Origin of the sequence: Desulfosporosinus orientis DSM 765, from assembly GCF_000235605.1 — a bacterium.
GTDB classification, from domain to species: domain Bacteria; phylum Bacillota; class Desulfitobacteriia; order Desulfitobacteriales; family Desulfitobacteriaceae; genus Desulfosporosinus; species Desulfosporosinus orientis.
The window spans coordinates 16,070-31,657 of the sequence record NC_016584.1 but is presented as its reverse complement, the minus strand read 5'-3'; the positions used below and the strand labels follow the sequence as shown (position 1 = coordinate 31,657).

Annotated in this window: 12 protein-coding genes, 1 tRNA gene and 1 other RNA gene; all 14 read right to left on the bottom strand. The window is 40.3% G+C overall.

Features of this window, described 5'->3' with window-relative positions; translation table 11 throughout:
• Positions 1–8 precede the first annotated feature (8 nt).
• Positions 9–1,217: a Ger(x)C family spore germination protein gene (locus DESOR_RS00145; RefSeq protein WP_014182619.1), complete on the bottom strand. Its 1,209-nt coding sequence runs from the start codon at positions 1,215–1,217 to the stop codon at positions 9–11.
• On the bottom strand, positions 1,217–2,308 hold the full coding sequence (locus DESOR_RS00140; RefSeq protein ID WP_014182618.1) for a GerAB/ArcD/ProY family transporter: 1,092 nt from the start codon (positions 2,306–2,308) through the stop codon (positions 1,217–1,219). The genes DESOR_RS00145 and DESOR_RS00140 overlap by 1 nt, the downstream gene beginning before the upstream one ends.
• A 33-nt stretch (positions 2,309–2,341) precedes the next feature.
• The gene (locus DESOR_RS00135; protein ID WP_042331754.1) at positions 2,342–3,433 is read right to left on the bottom strand and encodes a GerAB/ArcD/ProY family transporter; all 1,092 of its coding nucleotides are present in this window, start codon (positions 3,431–3,433) and stop codon (positions 2,342–2,344) included.
• 1 nt (position 3,434) lies between these two features.
• Entirely contained in the window at positions 3,435–5,006 is a 1,572-nt protein-coding gene (locus DESOR_RS00130) for a spore germination protein (RefSeq protein ID WP_014182616.1), read from the bottom strand.
• Positions 5,007–5,192: 186 nt separating this feature from the next.
• Positions 5,193–5,978, bottom strand: a complete 786-nt coding sequence (locus tag DESOR_RS00125) for a hypothetical protein (protein ID WP_242832418.1) — start codon at positions 5,976–5,978, stop codon at positions 5,193–5,195.
• 121 nt (positions 5,979–6,099) lie between these two features.
• Positions 6,100–6,588 (bottom strand): CBO0543 family protein, encoded by a 489-nt coding sequence (locus DESOR_RS00120; RefSeq protein ID WP_014182614.1) that lies wholly within the window; start codon positions 6,586–6,588, stop codon positions 6,100–6,102.
• Positions 6,589–6,731: 143 nt separating this feature from the next.
• A complete protein-coding gene (locus tag DESOR_RS00115) occupies positions 6,732–7,691 on the bottom strand; it encodes a DUF2935 domain-containing protein (RefSeq protein ID WP_014182613.1) in 960 nt (319 codons plus the stop codon).
• A 178-nt stretch (positions 7,692–7,869) separates the two neighbouring features.
• Positions 7,870–8,124, bottom strand: a complete 255-nt coding sequence (locus DESOR_RS00110) for a pro-sigmaK processing inhibitor BofA family protein (RefSeq protein ID WP_014182612.1) — start codon at positions 8,122–8,124, stop codon at positions 7,870–7,872.
• 180 nt (positions 8,125–8,304) lie between these two features.
• Entirely contained in the window at positions 8,305–11,835 is a 3,531-nt protein-coding gene (nifJ, locus tag DESOR_RS00105) for a pyruvate:ferredoxin (flavodoxin) oxidoreductase (RefSeq protein ID WP_014182611.1), read from the bottom strand.
• 402 nt (positions 11,836–12,237) lie between these two features.
• Positions 12,238–12,834, bottom strand: coding sequence for a recombination mediator RecR (recR, locus tag DESOR_RS00100; protein WP_014182610.1), 597 nt, complete (start codon positions 12,832–12,834; stop codon positions 12,238–12,240).
• Between the two features lie 7 nt (positions 12,835–12,841).
• Positions 12,842–13,186, bottom strand: coding sequence for a YbaB/EbfC family nucleoid-associated protein (locus tag DESOR_RS00095; RefSeq protein ID WP_042330631.1), 345 nt, complete (start codon positions 13,184–13,186; stop codon positions 12,842–12,844).
• A gap of 57 nt (positions 13,187–13,243) precedes the next feature.
• A complete protein-coding gene (dnaX, locus tag DESOR_RS00090) occupies positions 13,244–14,914 on the bottom strand; it encodes a DNA polymerase III subunit gamma/tau (protein ID WP_014182608.1) in 1,671 nt (556 codons plus the stop codon).
• Positions 14,915–15,006: 92 nt separating this feature from the next.
• Positions 15,007–15,272, bottom strand: an RNA gene (gene ffs / locus DESOR_RS27670) — signal recognition particle sRNA large type.
• Positions 15,273–15,434: 162 nt separating this feature from the next.
• Positions 15,435–15,526 (bottom strand) — tRNA-Ser (locus tag DESOR_RS00085).
• Positions 15,527–15,588: the final 62 nt, after the last annotated feature.

Genomic DNA, 15,588 nt, shown 5'->3' with positions numbered 1-15,588 from the left:
CCCTCTCATCAGGAATTAATCGCACTGCTGCTTGACATTCCGGAATGATGAACGATGGTTTCTACTTCTATGGAAACTGGAAAATCTGCAATTTCAGCATTCCACTGATCCTTAATGGTCTTCCAATAGCGGGGATTCTTCTGTTCAATGTGCCTTCCAATTCCAAGATAATCCAAACCTAATTCTCTTTCTTTTTTTATGGAAGTCTCACATTCTTTTTTTATAACCTTGGCAAAACTCTTCTCAGCCTCTTTCACCAATTCTATCCACTCAGGCCCGGATAATTGTTTTGTTAATCCCAGTACTTCATCGATAGCAATACTTGTCTTGATTTGGTAGTGAAGCTCTGCTTTTCCCGAATTCATCTCCACTTTGTACTTTGTTTTGGATTTAAGCACTTGCCCGCCAAATTTCACACTGTCTTCTGCAAGACTCATCGTATCAATTGAACGATTGACCACATCATTTTCCAGCCACATATACCCCTTTGTTTCTTCGTCCGTCAAAAAATCAACCAGACGATCCTCCTTTAAGACTCCTGCTCCCTGAATCCTTATTTCTTCGGCTTTACCCTTCTCTTTTGCTTCATACTCAGCTCCTTCTCCCGGCTTAACACTTTCGACGACCGGTAAAATCGGTGCCGTACTTTTTGTACCTAAAATTGTCAGGTAATGCCCTAACCGTACTGTTGGGAAGGCAGACAGTTCATCTCCGCCTTCTATCAGATCTTTAATATATAAAGCGGGCAATACTTCAGAACCAAGCTTTAAGTTAAGCAAGTCTTGAGCTTTACCTTTAGCTAAAACTAAGTACATTGATCTACGGAATTCTGCAAAACGCTGATCAAAATCCAATATGTCATTAAAACCACCTGCTTTTGCAGCATCCTCACCGATGACGATGACCTTCAGCGATCCCATAAAAGGTGTCTGGTTAAGAATTTTGGACATTTTTTCAAAGGCTTGTCTTGCACTTGAAGCCTCTACACTTAACGTCCTGTCGTTAATTTGTACGCCGCCTTTTTCTTTTTTGGGCTGTGCATATTGATTTGTTATAAGAAACGTTCCCGGCTTTTCCCCTAAGTCAAACCCTACCCCTAATAGAGGCGCTAAATCCTCAACTTCTCTCTTTCCCCAGCACCCTGTGAAAAATAAGAGACTGATGATTAAGCTCAGCATCAAGGCTATCTTTACTTTTTTACCCGTATCCTTTTCCATTATTGATTAGCTCCCTTCTTCCAATGAGACATTCCCCAAAGAGCCAGCAACCATATGGACGTAAATGGAAGAATGAGATAATCATCAACCATTCCTATTTCAGCAATTAACGAGGGCCCTCTTCGAAAGCTAGAGGCTATCCCCATAAAGACCACTATTACCCCAATGTTCCATTTAGATCCTTTTAAATTGAATACGGTTTTTAATCCCCAGATTGTGGTTAAAAAAAAGGCACCTGATTTTATGACCAGAGCTCCTAACCAAGCTCCCAAAAACAGGGATTCAATACCCGCTAATGTTCGGCTTACCTCTACCATTTTTCCTAAGACAAGGATTCCATAGACCAAGCCAACGGTTTCTTCAGGTCCAAAAACCGTAATTTGGATGATTACAACCAGCATATTCAAAAATCCCACAACAAAAACCGCTCTCCATACCCCAGACTTTAGTTTGTTAAACTCTTGTTTATCCGTGGGCAGAAATGTAAGGAGTCCCGCTAAGAATAGACAATATTCCATTGGAAAGGGTGCTACTTTAAGACCCCCAGCTAAAAGAGGTTTTATTCCTTCACTTAAAATTGGCAGCAGCTCTCCTTGTTCAATCCGGGGTATGGAGAGGGCGATATTGAGTATTAAGGCAATGACAACAAAAGGAAAAATGATTTCTGTAAAACGTGCAAAGACTTCGATTCCTGAGTTGATAAGGTAAAAAACTAATAGAGCTGTACCCAAATAGAACATTCCAATGGGGGTTATGGGCATAATGGACGACCCATAGATATCTCCGGCTTGGCTAAGAAGCAACCCTCCAAAATAACCCGTGATCAGTATATAAAGGATCCCAATGGCTTTCCCGATCCATTTTCCTAGCAATAGTTCTGAGATTTGCAATAAATTTTTCCCTGGATACTGCTGTAAAAGTGAGATAATCATCAATCCATAAGGAATTCCCAGGGCAAAACCCGGCAGAACACTCATCCAGCCATCCCTGCTGCTAACTTCTGATACCATGGAGGCGATGGGAAGGAAGGTTGTACCCAGCAGTACGGATGCCCCTAGAATCATAAATTGATGTGAGGAGATTCTCTCCATTGTTGGATCTTCCCTCCTGTTTAAGGCTAATAGTTAAGTACCGGCGCTTTTCTTCCAATGTGAGATCCCCCAAAGAATAGGTATCCACAACATTACAAAAGGCATGGTTAAATACTGGTCGACAATTCCCAGTTCTATGATCATGGCAGGACCTCTTACAAACTTACAGGCAATCGTTAATAGAACAACAGCAGTTAGAACCCTCCATTTTATCCCGTTAAGCCGAAAAATAGTATCAAGTCCCCAGATCGTTGAGAAAAAAAGAGCCGTAATTTTTATAACGGCTGCCCCCAGCCAAACACCCAAAAATAAGGATTCAACACCGGCAACCGTCCGGCTTATTTCTACCATCTTTCCTAAGGTCAGAAAGCCATAGACTAAACGAATGGTTTCTGTCGGCCCAAATACAAGTATCTGGATCAAGACAATCAAAGTATCTAGGATACCCACCAAGAAAATAACACGCCAAACTCCTCTTTTTAACTTAGGGAGCTCACGTTTCCCTGTGGGAAGAAAAGGGATGATTACTGCTAAGAAAAGAATATAGGTCATCACAAAGGGTATGACTTTAGGTACTCCCAAGATAATTGAAAATAATCCATTGCCCAAAAGCGGCAGAAGCTCTCCGTGCTCGATACGGGGTATGGAAAGCCCTATATTCAAGGCTAAGGCAATTACAATGAACGGAAATATAATTTCTGCGAAACGGGCAAATACTTCGATTCCTGATCTAATCAAAAAGTATACAAGAACAATTCCTCCTAGGTGGAACACCCCAATCGGCGTTAAAGGCATAACCGCAACCTCATAGATATCTCCAATCTGGGCCACCAACAAGCCACCTAGATAGGTAGTAATAACGACAAAAATTATGCCTATCAGTTTCCCTAGCCATTTTCCAAAAAGAATTTCAGAAATCTCTATTAAATTCTTGCCAGGATATTTTTCCATTAAGGAAAACACCATTAGAGCATAGGGAACCCCTGCCGCAAATCCCGGCAAAATACTTACCCATCCCCCTCGTCCTCCGATTTCTGTAACAACGGTTGCAATAGGCAGAAAGGTTGTTCCTAACAAAACTCCCGCGCCTAACGTTATGAATTGGTGTACTGATATTCTTTCCATATTACCCTTTCCCATTTGATCGGGGATCCTCAATATCTATTAGTTGAGGACGGCGTTTTAACGCCCACCATGGAGCCCGAACAAACGTATCCTGCAGCATAGCCCTGATACGCAACGGAGCCATCGGACTAGTGTATGGAACTCCAAAAGAACGAAGGCTTAACACATGAATCAAAAGAGCATAAAGACCTACCGCTACCCCAAAAAAACCTAAAATGCCTGCCATAATCATAAGTGGAAAACGAAGCAGCCGAACAGCAAGGCTCAGATCATAATAGGGAATAGCATAACTTGCTACGGCAGTTATTCCAATGATAATAACCATCAATGGGCTGACTAATCCTGCGTTGACAGCCGCATCTCCGATAATAAGAGCCCCTACAATTCCGATTGTCTGGCCGATGGGTTTGGGCAAACGGAGTCCCGCTTCCTGCAATATTTCTAATACCACCGTCATGGTTAAAGCCTCTAACAATGCCGGAAAAGGTACTCCCTGTCGACCGGCAGCGATACTCATCAGAAGGTCGGTTGGTATAATTTCTTGGTGAAATGTGGTTACTGCAATATAAACACTTGGGGCTACAACAGCAATAAACGCCCCTACATAACGCACAAAACGAGAAAGAATAGCTGTCATGGCCCGTTCATAGTAATCTTCATTAATATTTAAGAACTGAGTTAATATAGCCGGAACCACAAGGACGATGGGGGTTCCGTCAATCATAATTCCGACCTTTCCTTCTAAGAGCTTTCCTGCCAATACATCCGGACGCTCTGTATAGGCAATTTGAGGAAAGGGTGAGTAAGGATTATCCTCAATCATTTCTTCGATATATCCTGCATCTAAAACGGCATCCATTTCAATTTTACTTAATCTTAAAAGCACTTCCGAAACAACATCCGGACTGGCTATTTTCTCAATATAGGTAACCACAACATCCGTATTGGAAATATTCCCTAGTTTTAGGGAGATCAGCCTTAGTGAAGGGTGTTTAATCTTACGACGTAATAGAGAGGTATTCATTCGTAAGGTTTCTGAAAAACCTTCATGGGGTCCTTTTACCACTGACTCCGCTTCAGGCTCATTAACCCCACGGTTCGCCCATCCCCTGGCGCCAATAACAATCGCTTCAGTCAAATCCCCGAAAAAAATAACCGCATCCCCGGATAAGACTGCATTTACAGCGTCCTCCATTTTCGATATCTTTCGAACCTCTATACCCGGAAGCAAACTATCCTGGGTTTTTTGGATGACATTGGATAATACCACTTCTGCTAATTCAGAATGTCCCAATAAATCGACCATCAGCGGTTTTAAAATAAACTGATCCAGTAAGTTTTTATCAACCAACCCATCGACCACAACCAACATGCAGTCTATCCGTTCTTTGCCTTGAAGCACAAACTCCCGGAAGACAATATCGCTGCTCTTTGATAAGATTTCCTTTACGGTTTTCCCAGATAAGGGTTTTTTTAAATCATCGTCAAAGGCATATTCAGGAGACTTCCTTATTTTTCGATTTCCTTTTGGACGAATGGTAAGTTCTCTAATCATCTTCAGCCAACTGCGCATAAAATCCCCTCCATCAAAACTTATTGTGTCCGACAAAGAGCTGATTATGCGCCAACCCCCTCTCCCTTAATGTGCTAACCAATGGATAAGCTGATGAATTTCCTGTAGTAAGAAGTAGAAAAGCGTTTGCTTCGATAATTATCAAAGCAAACGCTTAAAAATGCTGTAGACAGTATTGAACCCAGGTTAGCGCCTGTACTTACTTTTTTGATATAGGAAATCCATTATAACTACAGATCCGTACATCCATAAAATTAACAAGGTAGTAACTAACAAAAACCAACCATCTTTAATCCAAATGATATGTTGCTTACACCCTATATAGTAAAGGTAATAAAGCATACCGAAAACCAATATGCTCAATTTTTTTCTGAACCTGGAATAGTAAATCACCATACTTGCAAGAGCAGAAATATTAAATAAAACTATTTCAATAAAAAACCGGCTAATAATAGGGTCCCTGATCAGGGTTGAACAAAAATCGAGATGTCCTGATAACATTAACCCCCAAGCCAAGGTTATATTGCTTAGCGGAAATAATCCTAAATAAATATAAAGGTAATATACAAGGGGCTTTGTACCATTCATGATTCCTGAATACATCCTTTTGCCTAACCAGAAAGCCAGCAGCAGGATAACCACAGTCATCCAGGTTTGATACCAATGATGGCTATATATCCCCAAAGCAAGAAATAACTCTTCTATAAGACCATAGATACCCGCAAAGATTAAATACCAATAAAACTTTAAATTAAAAACTACAACAAATACAACCGTGGCGGATACTGAAAACTGGGAAAAAAGGTTACCAGCTAATACATCATGAAACGGAAGAGGAGCATGTAGAATTATCTTTGGATAATAAGCATAGGCATTAAGAAAAATTAGAATTATAGTTTCAAAATTAAGAGCAATTCCTAAGACCGTTAAATAAAAAGCCAGAGTTATACACTTTTTATCCGTTTTAATCATGAAAAGTATAATCTCGGTAACCGTCAGTATACCTAAAAGAATATACCATATGGTATTTGTCCAAAATGCAGAATTCATAAGAGTCTCCATTAAGTAAGTTTTTATTTTAAAGACAAAATTATTAAATAGGCAGTTTAAAAATGAGAGTAATGGTCAGGCCTGTTATAAATGAAACTATCCAGGCATAAACGGGATTTTTCTGATGTATTACCAATAATGAGAATAAAATAAAATCCAACATCACAGAGCATCCAAAATTCCAGCCATTAGAATGAGAAAAATATTGATACTTTACACCAAAATATTCTAAAAAAGCATAAATGCTTACCCAAATTAAAATATATAAGGATACACTTTTTAGTTTCTTTATAAAGTGAAAAAAAATTAAGATTGTACAAGGGTAAATTATTAAGGCTACTAATAGTTGAGTAACATTGCCGGAAAATATGGTTGCTTCATATTTCCATAGGGGTTTTGAAGAAGCAACAAAACCTGCAATGAAATCGCCTGCTATTAAAAACAAAATTGTCGGATAATATAATCTCCAATTTCTCCATTCTCCCCATTTAAAGCAAATAGTAATAAAAACACCGACTAAGACTAAAATCATAAACAAAGTTCCCTCCGGCTTCTTTGGCGGCTGTACTATATAAATTTCTCACATAGTATTTCCAAAACAACGTTCTATACTCCCAAAACAAAAGCCGGAATGCATGCATTCCGGCTTTTGTTTCTACTAAATTGTATTTTTATTTAACCATTCCCGAGATAACCAATTTTCCACGTCTGCAGGATTCTCAAATAGTAATAAGCTTCTCTTAACGTATGATCCGTCAACAAAGGAGACAACATGGACAATGCTTTTATCTGACATTCTAAGAGCAGTTCTGTACTGGACGACTTATAATCAGCTATGGATATACTTGCAGCAATATTTTCACGCACTAGTTTTTCGAAACTCGAAGCCGGCAGTCCTTCTCCTTTTAGTTTCTTTTCCAACTTTTCAAAGCGAAGTGCTAATTCTTTGGCTTTAAAACATAGTTCTTTCTCAGATGGATCTAATAAATGCCTTATAATTCCGGCATGTTCTCTCATAATCTCATCCCAGAATAATTTCTGTTCTAATAAATTGACTCTTGCGTCGACAAACTGATGGTTCTGAATCCACGTTAATACTTTGAGATAAAATTCTGCTTCTTTATAAAGATGTTGATACTGCATAGGAAATAAATTAGTCGTGATGCAGCATTGATTGACTTGTTCCAGTACATGTTCCTTAAATCCTGCAAAATCCGTTGTAAGGGCCATTGCTTTTTGATTTAAGAGGTTAACCTGTGGTTCTATACCCGGCGGAATAGTTCCTAAATCCGGCTTTAGATTCGCTTCTTCCATTGTTATGGTCACGTCTATGGGTATCCCTGTCAACATTTCGGTCTTTTGTTCAGCGCGCAGAGTTTTATCCGTAACCAATTCCCCGGATTTTAAGACATCCATTGATGCAGTACAATCGCCCAGCATAATGGCTTCCTTAATAATTTCGTCATACTGACACCTGAATTGTTCCGCTTGCTGAGCATAAGTAAGATCCTTGGGCAAAAATCCGGTTTGCATAAATATGGCGTGTTCTTTCATAATGCGTGCAAAAAATAAATGCAAATCCAGCGACTCCCGCACAAAATCCCCGATCATCGGTACATTAGCCGTATCCAACACCCCTTTCAACTTTTAAACATTTTATTCTCACCTTTGTAAGGATGTTCAAGAAAACGCACAGTAAATCAATATTAATTAGAGCTGGGCAATCCCGACAAAGGTGAGATCCTTCCCCTCGGCTTGTCCAGGAATCTTACGCGCGTAAGATTCCTGGACAAGCCAGTCCGGGTCTGACGTTTTAGATACCAAAAAGCTGCAAGACCGATAAAGCTAAAACACCTGGAAAACCCAATAACCCTACTAATAAAATAGTAAAGAGGTTTATGGGTATATCCAATCCTATAACTGTCAGCAGCAAGTTAAAAAGCCACAGTCCAACAATTCCGCCAAGAATATGTATTGATACTTTAAGAAAAATTCGGGGTTGTCCTAAGGACGAACGTAGAATTAAGGCTAATAGAACCACAAATAATCCTAAAAAAACAAAGGTCATGGAAATCCTCCTTTGCCTAAAAGTGTAGTAAATAATATGCACAATAGGACAAAGTAGAACCGTCCTTATTTGAAATTCTCCCTTAATATCCCGGAATTATGAAGAACTAATATAAAAACGGGGAGCACCGTACTTACGGAAGCTCCCCGTTTCTTTAAGTCATTATTTGATTTAAACTACTTAGTCCCACTTTTGCTCAGCTAAACGTTTGTAGGACTCATAACGTACCTTAGCGTATTTTTCGGCACCTGCAAAGAGTTCCTCTGCACTTTCTGGGAAGGTATTCAATAAGGATGAATAACGAACCTCACCCATAATAAAGTCACGGAAGGAAGCAGTAGGTTCCTTAGAATCTAGGCTGAAAGGGTTCTTTCCTTCATCAATAAGTTCTGGGTTGAAGTGATAAAGATGCCAGTAACCTGCGTCAACAGCTTTCTTTTGTTCTTGAACACTCTTAGCCATTCCAGACTTAAGACCATGATTGATACAAGGAGCATAAGCAATGATTAAGGAAGGTCCTTTATAAGCTTCGGCTTCTTTGATAACCTTAATGGTTTGTGCCATGTTAGATCCTAAGGCAATCTGTGCCACATAAACATAACCATAGCTCATAGCAATCATGCCGAGATCTTTCTTACGAATCTTCTTACCGGCGGCAGCAAATTTAGCAACAGCTGCCCTAGGAGTTGATTTTGAGGATTGTCCTCCGGTATTTGAGTAAACCTCAGTATCCATAACAAAGATATTAACATCGTCTCCGGATGCCAGAACATGGTCTAAACCACCAAATCCGATATCATAAGCCCAACCATCTCCACCAAGAATCCACTGAGACTTTTTGATTAAATGATCTTTCTTAGTGAATATCTCAGCAAGTACCTTGTTATCTCCAATGTTTCCTTCTAAACCTGCAAGAATCTTAGCTGTTGCTGATTTGCTTGCATCAGCATCGTCCCAGCCGTTCAGCCATTCTTGGAATGCTTCCTTAAGATCACCATTGATATCCATCTCTAAGGCTTCTGTCATTAAGTCATGCAGTTTTTCACGGATCTGACGTACTCCCAAGTACATACCATAACCAAACTCAGCATTGTCTTCAAATAAGGAATTAGCCCAGCTAGGTCCTTTCCCTTCCTGATTCGTGGTATATGGAACGGAAGGAGCACTTCCACCCCAGATGGAACTACAGCCCGTGGCATTGGAGATCATCATACGATCACCGAATAATTGAGTGATAAGCTTAACATAAGCAGTTTCACCACATCCTGGGCAAGCACCATTGAACTCTAACAAAGGCTGAGCAAACTGGCTGCCTTTAACTGTTGTAACATCGAAAAGCTTACTCTTATTTTTCAGGGTAACTGCATATTCCCAATTGGCGGCTTGTTGTTCAATTTGCTCTGCAGCAGGTTTCATAACCAAAGCCTTTACCTTAGCAGGGCAAACTTCAGCACAGTTTCCGCAACCTGTGCAGTCTAAGGTGCTTACTTGAACACGGAATTGAATATTTCCTACATCTTTGCCAAGGGCTTTCTTGCCAATAAAGGTTTCAGGAGCATTTTCAACTTCTTCTTCATCCATTAAGAAGGGACGTATTGCTGCATGAGGGCAAACATAGGAGCATTGATTACATTGAATGCAATTGTCAATTTGCCATTCAGGCACCACAACACCAATACCGCGTTTTTCGAAGCTGGCGGTACCCACTGGGAAGGTTCCGTCTTCACGGCCAACGAAGGTACTGACAGGCAGATTATCCCCCTCTAAGGCATTCATAGGACGAAGAACATTTTTGATGAAATCAGGTTCTTCGACAGCAGCTGCAGCTTCAGCCTGTGCAGTCTCAGCATTTTCCCAAGCAGCCGGAATTTCTATTTTCACAAGAGCAGATACACCTTGGTCGATGGCTGCTGTATTCATGTCAACAATGTTTTGGCCTTTTTTGCCATAGGTCTTAACCACAGAAGCTTTTAGATAATCTATCGCTTCATCAACAGGAATCACATTGGCCAATTTAAAGAAAGCAGCCTGCATGATCATATTAATGCGGGATCCTAAACCGATCTTACGGGCAATAGATACAGCATCAATGGTATAGAAGTTGGCTTTGTTTTTGGCCAGAGCTTGTTTCATAGAAGCCGGGAGCTTCTCATCCAGTTCTTCCGGTGTCCACTGGCAATTCAAAACAAAGTTGCCGCCCGGTTTAAGCCCTTTTAAGAGGTCATATTGATATACATAAGTTTGGTTATGACAAGCAATGTAATTGGTATTTGTCACATAATAAGGAGATTTGATTTGTTGTTTACCAAAGCGAAGATGAGAAACCGTAATTCCTCCGGATTTCTTACTGTCATATTGGAAATAGGCTTGAGCATAAAGGCTGGTGTGATCTCCAATAATTTTAATCGCCTGCTTGTTGGCTCCGACAGTACCATCAGCTCCCAGACCCCAGAATTTACAGGAAATAGTTCCCTCTGGAGCTGTATCGATAATTTCATCTTCAGGCAAGGATTTATTGGTAACATCATCAATGATGCCGATTGTAAAGCCATTTTTAGGATTTTCAGATTTGAGGTTTTTGTAAACTGCCAGGATTTGAGATGGTGTTGTATCTTTAGACCCTAATCCATAACGACCTCCGACAATGACAGGTTTCAGATCATTGTCATAGAAAAGCTCATTAACATCGAGATATAAAGGTTCACCTAATGAACCCGGTTCTTTAGTACGTTCAAGTACGGCAATTTTCTTAACGGTTTGTGGTAATACTTTGAAGAAATATTCACTGGAGAATGGGCGGAACAAGTGTACTTTAACAACCCCAACTTTTTCTCCTTTTGCCACGAGATAGTCAATAGTTTCCTCAATAGTGTCACAGATAGAACCCATGGCTACAATTACGTACTCTGCATCCTCTGCACCATAATATTGGAAAGGATGGTACTCTCGGCCGGTTAATTTTTTATACTCTTGCATATAATGTTCAACAATATCAGGGATGACATTATAGAAACGGTTAGAAGCTTCCCGACCTTGGAAATATATATCTGGATTTTGAGCTGTACCACGTAGAACAGGATGTTCAGGATTCAAAGCTCTGTCACGAAAAGCTTGAACAGCCTCCATATCTAAGAGTGCTCCAACTTCTTCATACTCAGGAACCTCAATTTTTTGAATTTCATGAGATGTCCGGAATCCATCAAAGAAATGGAGGAAAGGAACTCTTCCTTTAACAGAGGCCAAATGAGCAATAAAGCCTAAATCTAATGCTTCTTGTACATTATGTGAAGAGAGTTCAGCAAATCCTGTAGCACGTACGGACATGACATCCTGATGATCGCCAAAAATTGAAAGGGCGTGAGTTGCAAGTGCACGGGCGCTTACATGGAACACACTAGGCAGTAGCTCTCCGGCAATTTTATACATGTTGGGAATCATTAATAGCAAGCCCTGTGAAGCAGTATAAGTTGTGGTTAAAGCTCCAGCCTGCAAAGAACCATGTACCGCACCGGCAGCTCCAGCCTCTGATTGCATTTCAACAACTTTGACTGGCTGGCCAAAAATGTTTTTTCTTCCATGAGCAGCCCATTCGTCAACTAATTCGGCCATCGTCGAGGATGGAGTGATAGGAAAAATTGTTGCGACTTCCGTAAACGCATACGACGCGTGAGCAGCCGCCTCATTCCCGTCCATAGTTTTCATTTTAGCCATTTTTGTTTCCCCCTAATCATGTGATTAATTTAATTTTTTGGACTCCTAGTTAAGTACTCCACACCTACCTGGCGACCCTGTTTCTATTCCAAGGAGAAAGTACAGATGAAAGTAGAAAACCTTGAAATGATTGAATTTTTACGAAACAGGTATAAAAACGTGCTCGGGGAACATATTCAGGCTTGGCCTGAATAGTTCCCCTTTGACACAGTATATCTTTAATTATTATACCGGTCAATAATAAAATCTATAGGGATTATGTTTTCTTTTTCACAACTTCAAATTCTGCAGCGATCATATTTTTTCAATCCGGGTTAATCTCTATGCTCTTTCAACACAACTATAATCCCGAGTCCAAAACATTTTCTTAAGACAGTTTTTATCTTCGAACCCCAACTTCTTTTATAAGTCCCTTCTGCCTTCTAAAGCCCGTGCAATGGTTATTTCATCAGCATATTCTAAATCACCGCCAACAGGCAGCCCATGTGCTATTCGTGAAACCTTGATTCCCATCGGTTTAAGCAGACGTGCTAAATATAAAGCTGTGGCTTCTCCCTCAACTGTGGGATTCATTGCCATTACGACTTCTTTTACACCCTCTAATCGTTTTAGAAGCTGACTTATCGTTAGCTGTTCAGGACCAATTCCGTCCATTGGTGAGAGTACACCATGGAGTACATGATATACTCCATGGAATTCCCTTGTTTTCTCCAAAGACACGACATCTCTGGGATGCTCAACAACGCAAAGAGATGTTTGATCTCTTTGCGTATTACAGCAAATTGCACAGGGGTCTTGATCGGTAAAGTTTGAACAAATTGAACACTTCCGAATATCTCTATTGGCAACAAGCATAGCCTTTGCCAACTCCTCAGAAACTTGGGGCTGTTGAAGAAGATAAAATGCTAACCGTCCTGCTGTTTTAGGTCCAATCCCAGGCAAGCGTGCTAAGTTGCTTATGAGATCTGCCAGAGGTTGTGGGTATTTTAAAAAGTCCATAAATCACCTAGAATAACCCCGGAATTTTTAATCCGCCGGTTAGTTTACTCATTTCGCTGCTGGTCATTTCTTGGGCTTTTCTTATCCCTTCATTTAACGCAGCTTTAATTAAATCTTCCAGCATTTCTACATCTTCCGGATCGACAGCTTCAGGCTTAATTTTCAAATCAACAAGTTCCATTTTTCCACTGACAACAACTTGGACCATACCGCCCCCCGAGGAAGCATCAACTGTTTTTTTCTGAAGCTCTTCCTGCATTTTCACCATATCTTCCTGCATTTTTTGAGCTTGTTTTAACATCTGATTCATATTGCCGCCCATACCGCCGCCCATTCCTTTAAAACCTGCCATTTTCATACACTTCCTATCTTTGTTATTTCTAAAGCTTAATGCTCTTGTCAATAAATGTTATTCTCTTACCACTACAAGATCGGAGCCAAACATTTCTTTAGCTTTCTTAATCAGGCCTTGCTCTTGATTATCGGGATCTTCCTTTTGAGGATCTTTTCCCGTCTTAAATTCGTTCTCCATATAGTTTTGAAGGATCAAAGAGGACCCAAATATCTGCTTTAGTACTTCTTCGATAGTCTCTCGATTCTCAGTCTGATTAACTTTATCCCTATGAAAAGAACAACCTTCCCTAAAAACTATAACTAAGGTATTACCCCCTAGCTCAACTGGTTTTCCTTCCATTAAGAAAGCTTGAGTTGATTTTTTTCGTTTTTTAACTTCATCCATAACTTCATTCCAGCGTGCTTGGATAATGTCTAGGCTTAAGATCTTATCCGTTTTCTTTTCTGACGCTGTATTATCTGAAATTATAGGATCTCCGGAATTTACTCTTTTTAGTACAACAGTTTGATTTGTCTCTCCATTTAATTTAGAGTTCCCAGGAATCTTCTTTTCATGAACATTCTTACTTAGTACAGTATTCGATTTGATAGTCTGTTCGATAACAGATAAACGAGTGAGAATCTCCTCCTGTCCATGAATACTGGCAGGCTGACTTTCATGTATAGTTTGCACTAATAAGAGTTCAGCAGCTAACCGAGCATTCGACGCATATTTAAGCTGGCCTTCTCCCTGCAGGAGGATAGAAATCCAGCGTAAAATCTCTGAGATTCCAACCTGTTTGCACTGTTTGAGCAATTGATCTTGAATGTGAGGTAAAACCATAGGAGTTGTTCCTGCCGTTGAAGCTAATAGCATCTGACGTAAATATTCTAAGAGTTCTCTAATGATCTGTCGAGGATCTCGCCCTTGTTGTATCCCCTCAGCCAAAAAGCCTAAGGATTTTGCATAATCCTTGGAAATAATTTTATCAACCAGTTGAGCACTATAGGTCTCTCCAACCATTCCCAATACTTGATATACCTCTTCAACCCCGACTGGATCACTCTGCAAGAGACATTGGTCTAGAATACTTAAAGCATCTCTTAGCCCTCCCTCTGATTTCTGAGCAATAACCATCAGAGCATCTGAATGAACTTCCCTTTGTAAAGAGTTACACACTTCCGCAAGTCTCTGTTGAATATCTTCCGCAGATATTCTATGAAATTCAAACCGCTGTACACGGGAAAGAATTGTTAAAGGTATTTTCTGAACTTCTGTTGTCGCAAGTATGAAAACAACCTGAGGCGGTGGCTCTTCCAAGGTTTTGAGCAAGGCATTAAAAGCTTCTGTCGTCAACATATGTACTTCATCAATAATATAAACTTTATGCTTTCCTTCTATTGAGCTCAACTTTATATTATCTCTTAGGTCCCTAATTTCATTGATGCCCCGGTTTGATGCTGCATCAATCTCGAAAACCTCCATAGCTGAACCTTGATCAATACTCATACAAGAAGGACAAAAATTACAAGGCTCTTCATCATCCCTATGCTCACAATTTAAAGCCTTTGCTAAAATTTTAGCGGTAGAGGTTTTACCAGTACCTCTTGGACCACTAAATAGATAAGCATGGGCGACCTTCCCTTGTCTTAAGGCATTCAGGAACGTCTTTTTTATATGTTCTTGTCCTACTATGTCTCGAAATAATTTTGGACGCCATTCACGATATAATGCGAGATACGCCATGTTTTCACCCTCAGTAATAGAGTGTTCCGCCAAGTTTTTTAGGGTAGTACCAAAAAAGATGGTACATGACCACCTTTATCTTAAAGTAATAGCCGTACACCCTTGATTGAACCATTACCTCCGAACGTTACCTTGGCTGGCAAACTCAATTCAGGCAACCTTACGGCACACAAAACGTTCTCCTTAGTGCTGCTTCCGTCAAGACCTGACACGGTTCGGAGTGTTCTGTTGCGTAAGACCAAAATCTCATCGCTGCCCACCAAAGACTGCTTCACAGGCATGGCCCTTTCGTGGGAATTCCATCTTGCTAGAGCGGGCTGCAAGTTACAGGGAACCGCTACCTCCCCATCTAGTACGGCTAAATCAATTATAGCAAAATAAAGAAACCTTGGCTAGCAACCACACACGAAGACACTGTCTTCGACGTATTAGCCTTCTTGCAGACACTGTAATCAAACCCAAATTAATTTTAATTAGTAAAAAAGCCGAAGTCGAATACTTTGGCTCAAAAACTTAAATATGGCGGAGAGAGAGGGATTTGAACCCTCGACACCGGTTACCCAATGTACCCGCTTTCCAGGCGGGCGCCTTCGACCACTCAGCCACCTCTCCAATGTCCCCGAAAACAAACAATATGATATTTGAGAAATTTAGTGAACAAGGAAGATTATATC

What these genes read in the sequence shown, in the direction of transcription:
- DESOR_RS00110 (WP_014182612.1), bottom strand. Translation starts at nt 8,124, where the DNA reads ATGACCTTTGTTTTTTTAGGATTATTTGTGGTTCTATTAGCCTTAATT.
- DESOR_RS00120 (WP_014182614.1), bottom strand. Translation starts at nt 6,588, where the DNA reads ATGATTTTAGTCTTAGTCGGTGTTTTTATTACTATTTGCTTTAAATGG.
- DESOR_RS00125 (WP_242832418.1), bottom strand. Translation starts at nt 5,978, where the DNA reads ATGATTAAAACGGATAAAAAGTGTATAACTCTGGCTTTTTATTTAACG.
- nifJ (WP_014182611.1), bottom strand. Translation starts at nt 11,835, where the DNA reads ATGGCTAAAATGAAAACTATGGACGGGAATGAGGCGGCTGCTCACGCG.
- DESOR_RS00140 (WP_014182618.1), bottom strand. Translation starts at nt 2,308, where the DNA reads ATGGAGAGAATCTCCTCACATCAATTTATGATTCTAGGGGCATCCGTA.
- recR (WP_014182610.1), bottom strand. Translation starts at nt 12,834, where the DNA reads ATGGACTTTTTAAAATACCCACAACCTCTGGCAGATCTCATAAGCAAC.
- DESOR_RS00145 (WP_014182619.1), bottom strand. Translation starts at nt 1,217, where the DNA reads ATGGAAAAGGATACGGGTAAAAAAGTAAAGATAGCCTTGATGCTGAGC.
- DESOR_RS00095 (WP_042330631.1), bottom strand. Translation starts at nt 13,186, where the DNA reads ATGGCAGGTTTTAAAGGAATGGGCGGCGGTATGGGCGGCAATATGAAT.
- DESOR_RS00135 (WP_042331754.1), bottom strand. Translation starts at nt 3,433, where the DNA reads ATGGAAAGAATATCAGTACACCAATTCATAACGTTAGGCGCGGGAGTT.
- DESOR_RS00130 (WP_014182616.1), bottom strand. Translation starts at nt 5,006, where the DNA reads ATGCGCAGTTGGCTGAAGATGATTAGAGAACTTACCATTCGTCCAAAA.
- dnaX (WP_014182608.1), bottom strand. Translation starts at nt 14,914, where the DNA reads ATGGCGTATCTCGCATTATATCGTGAATGGCGTCCAAAATTATTTCGA.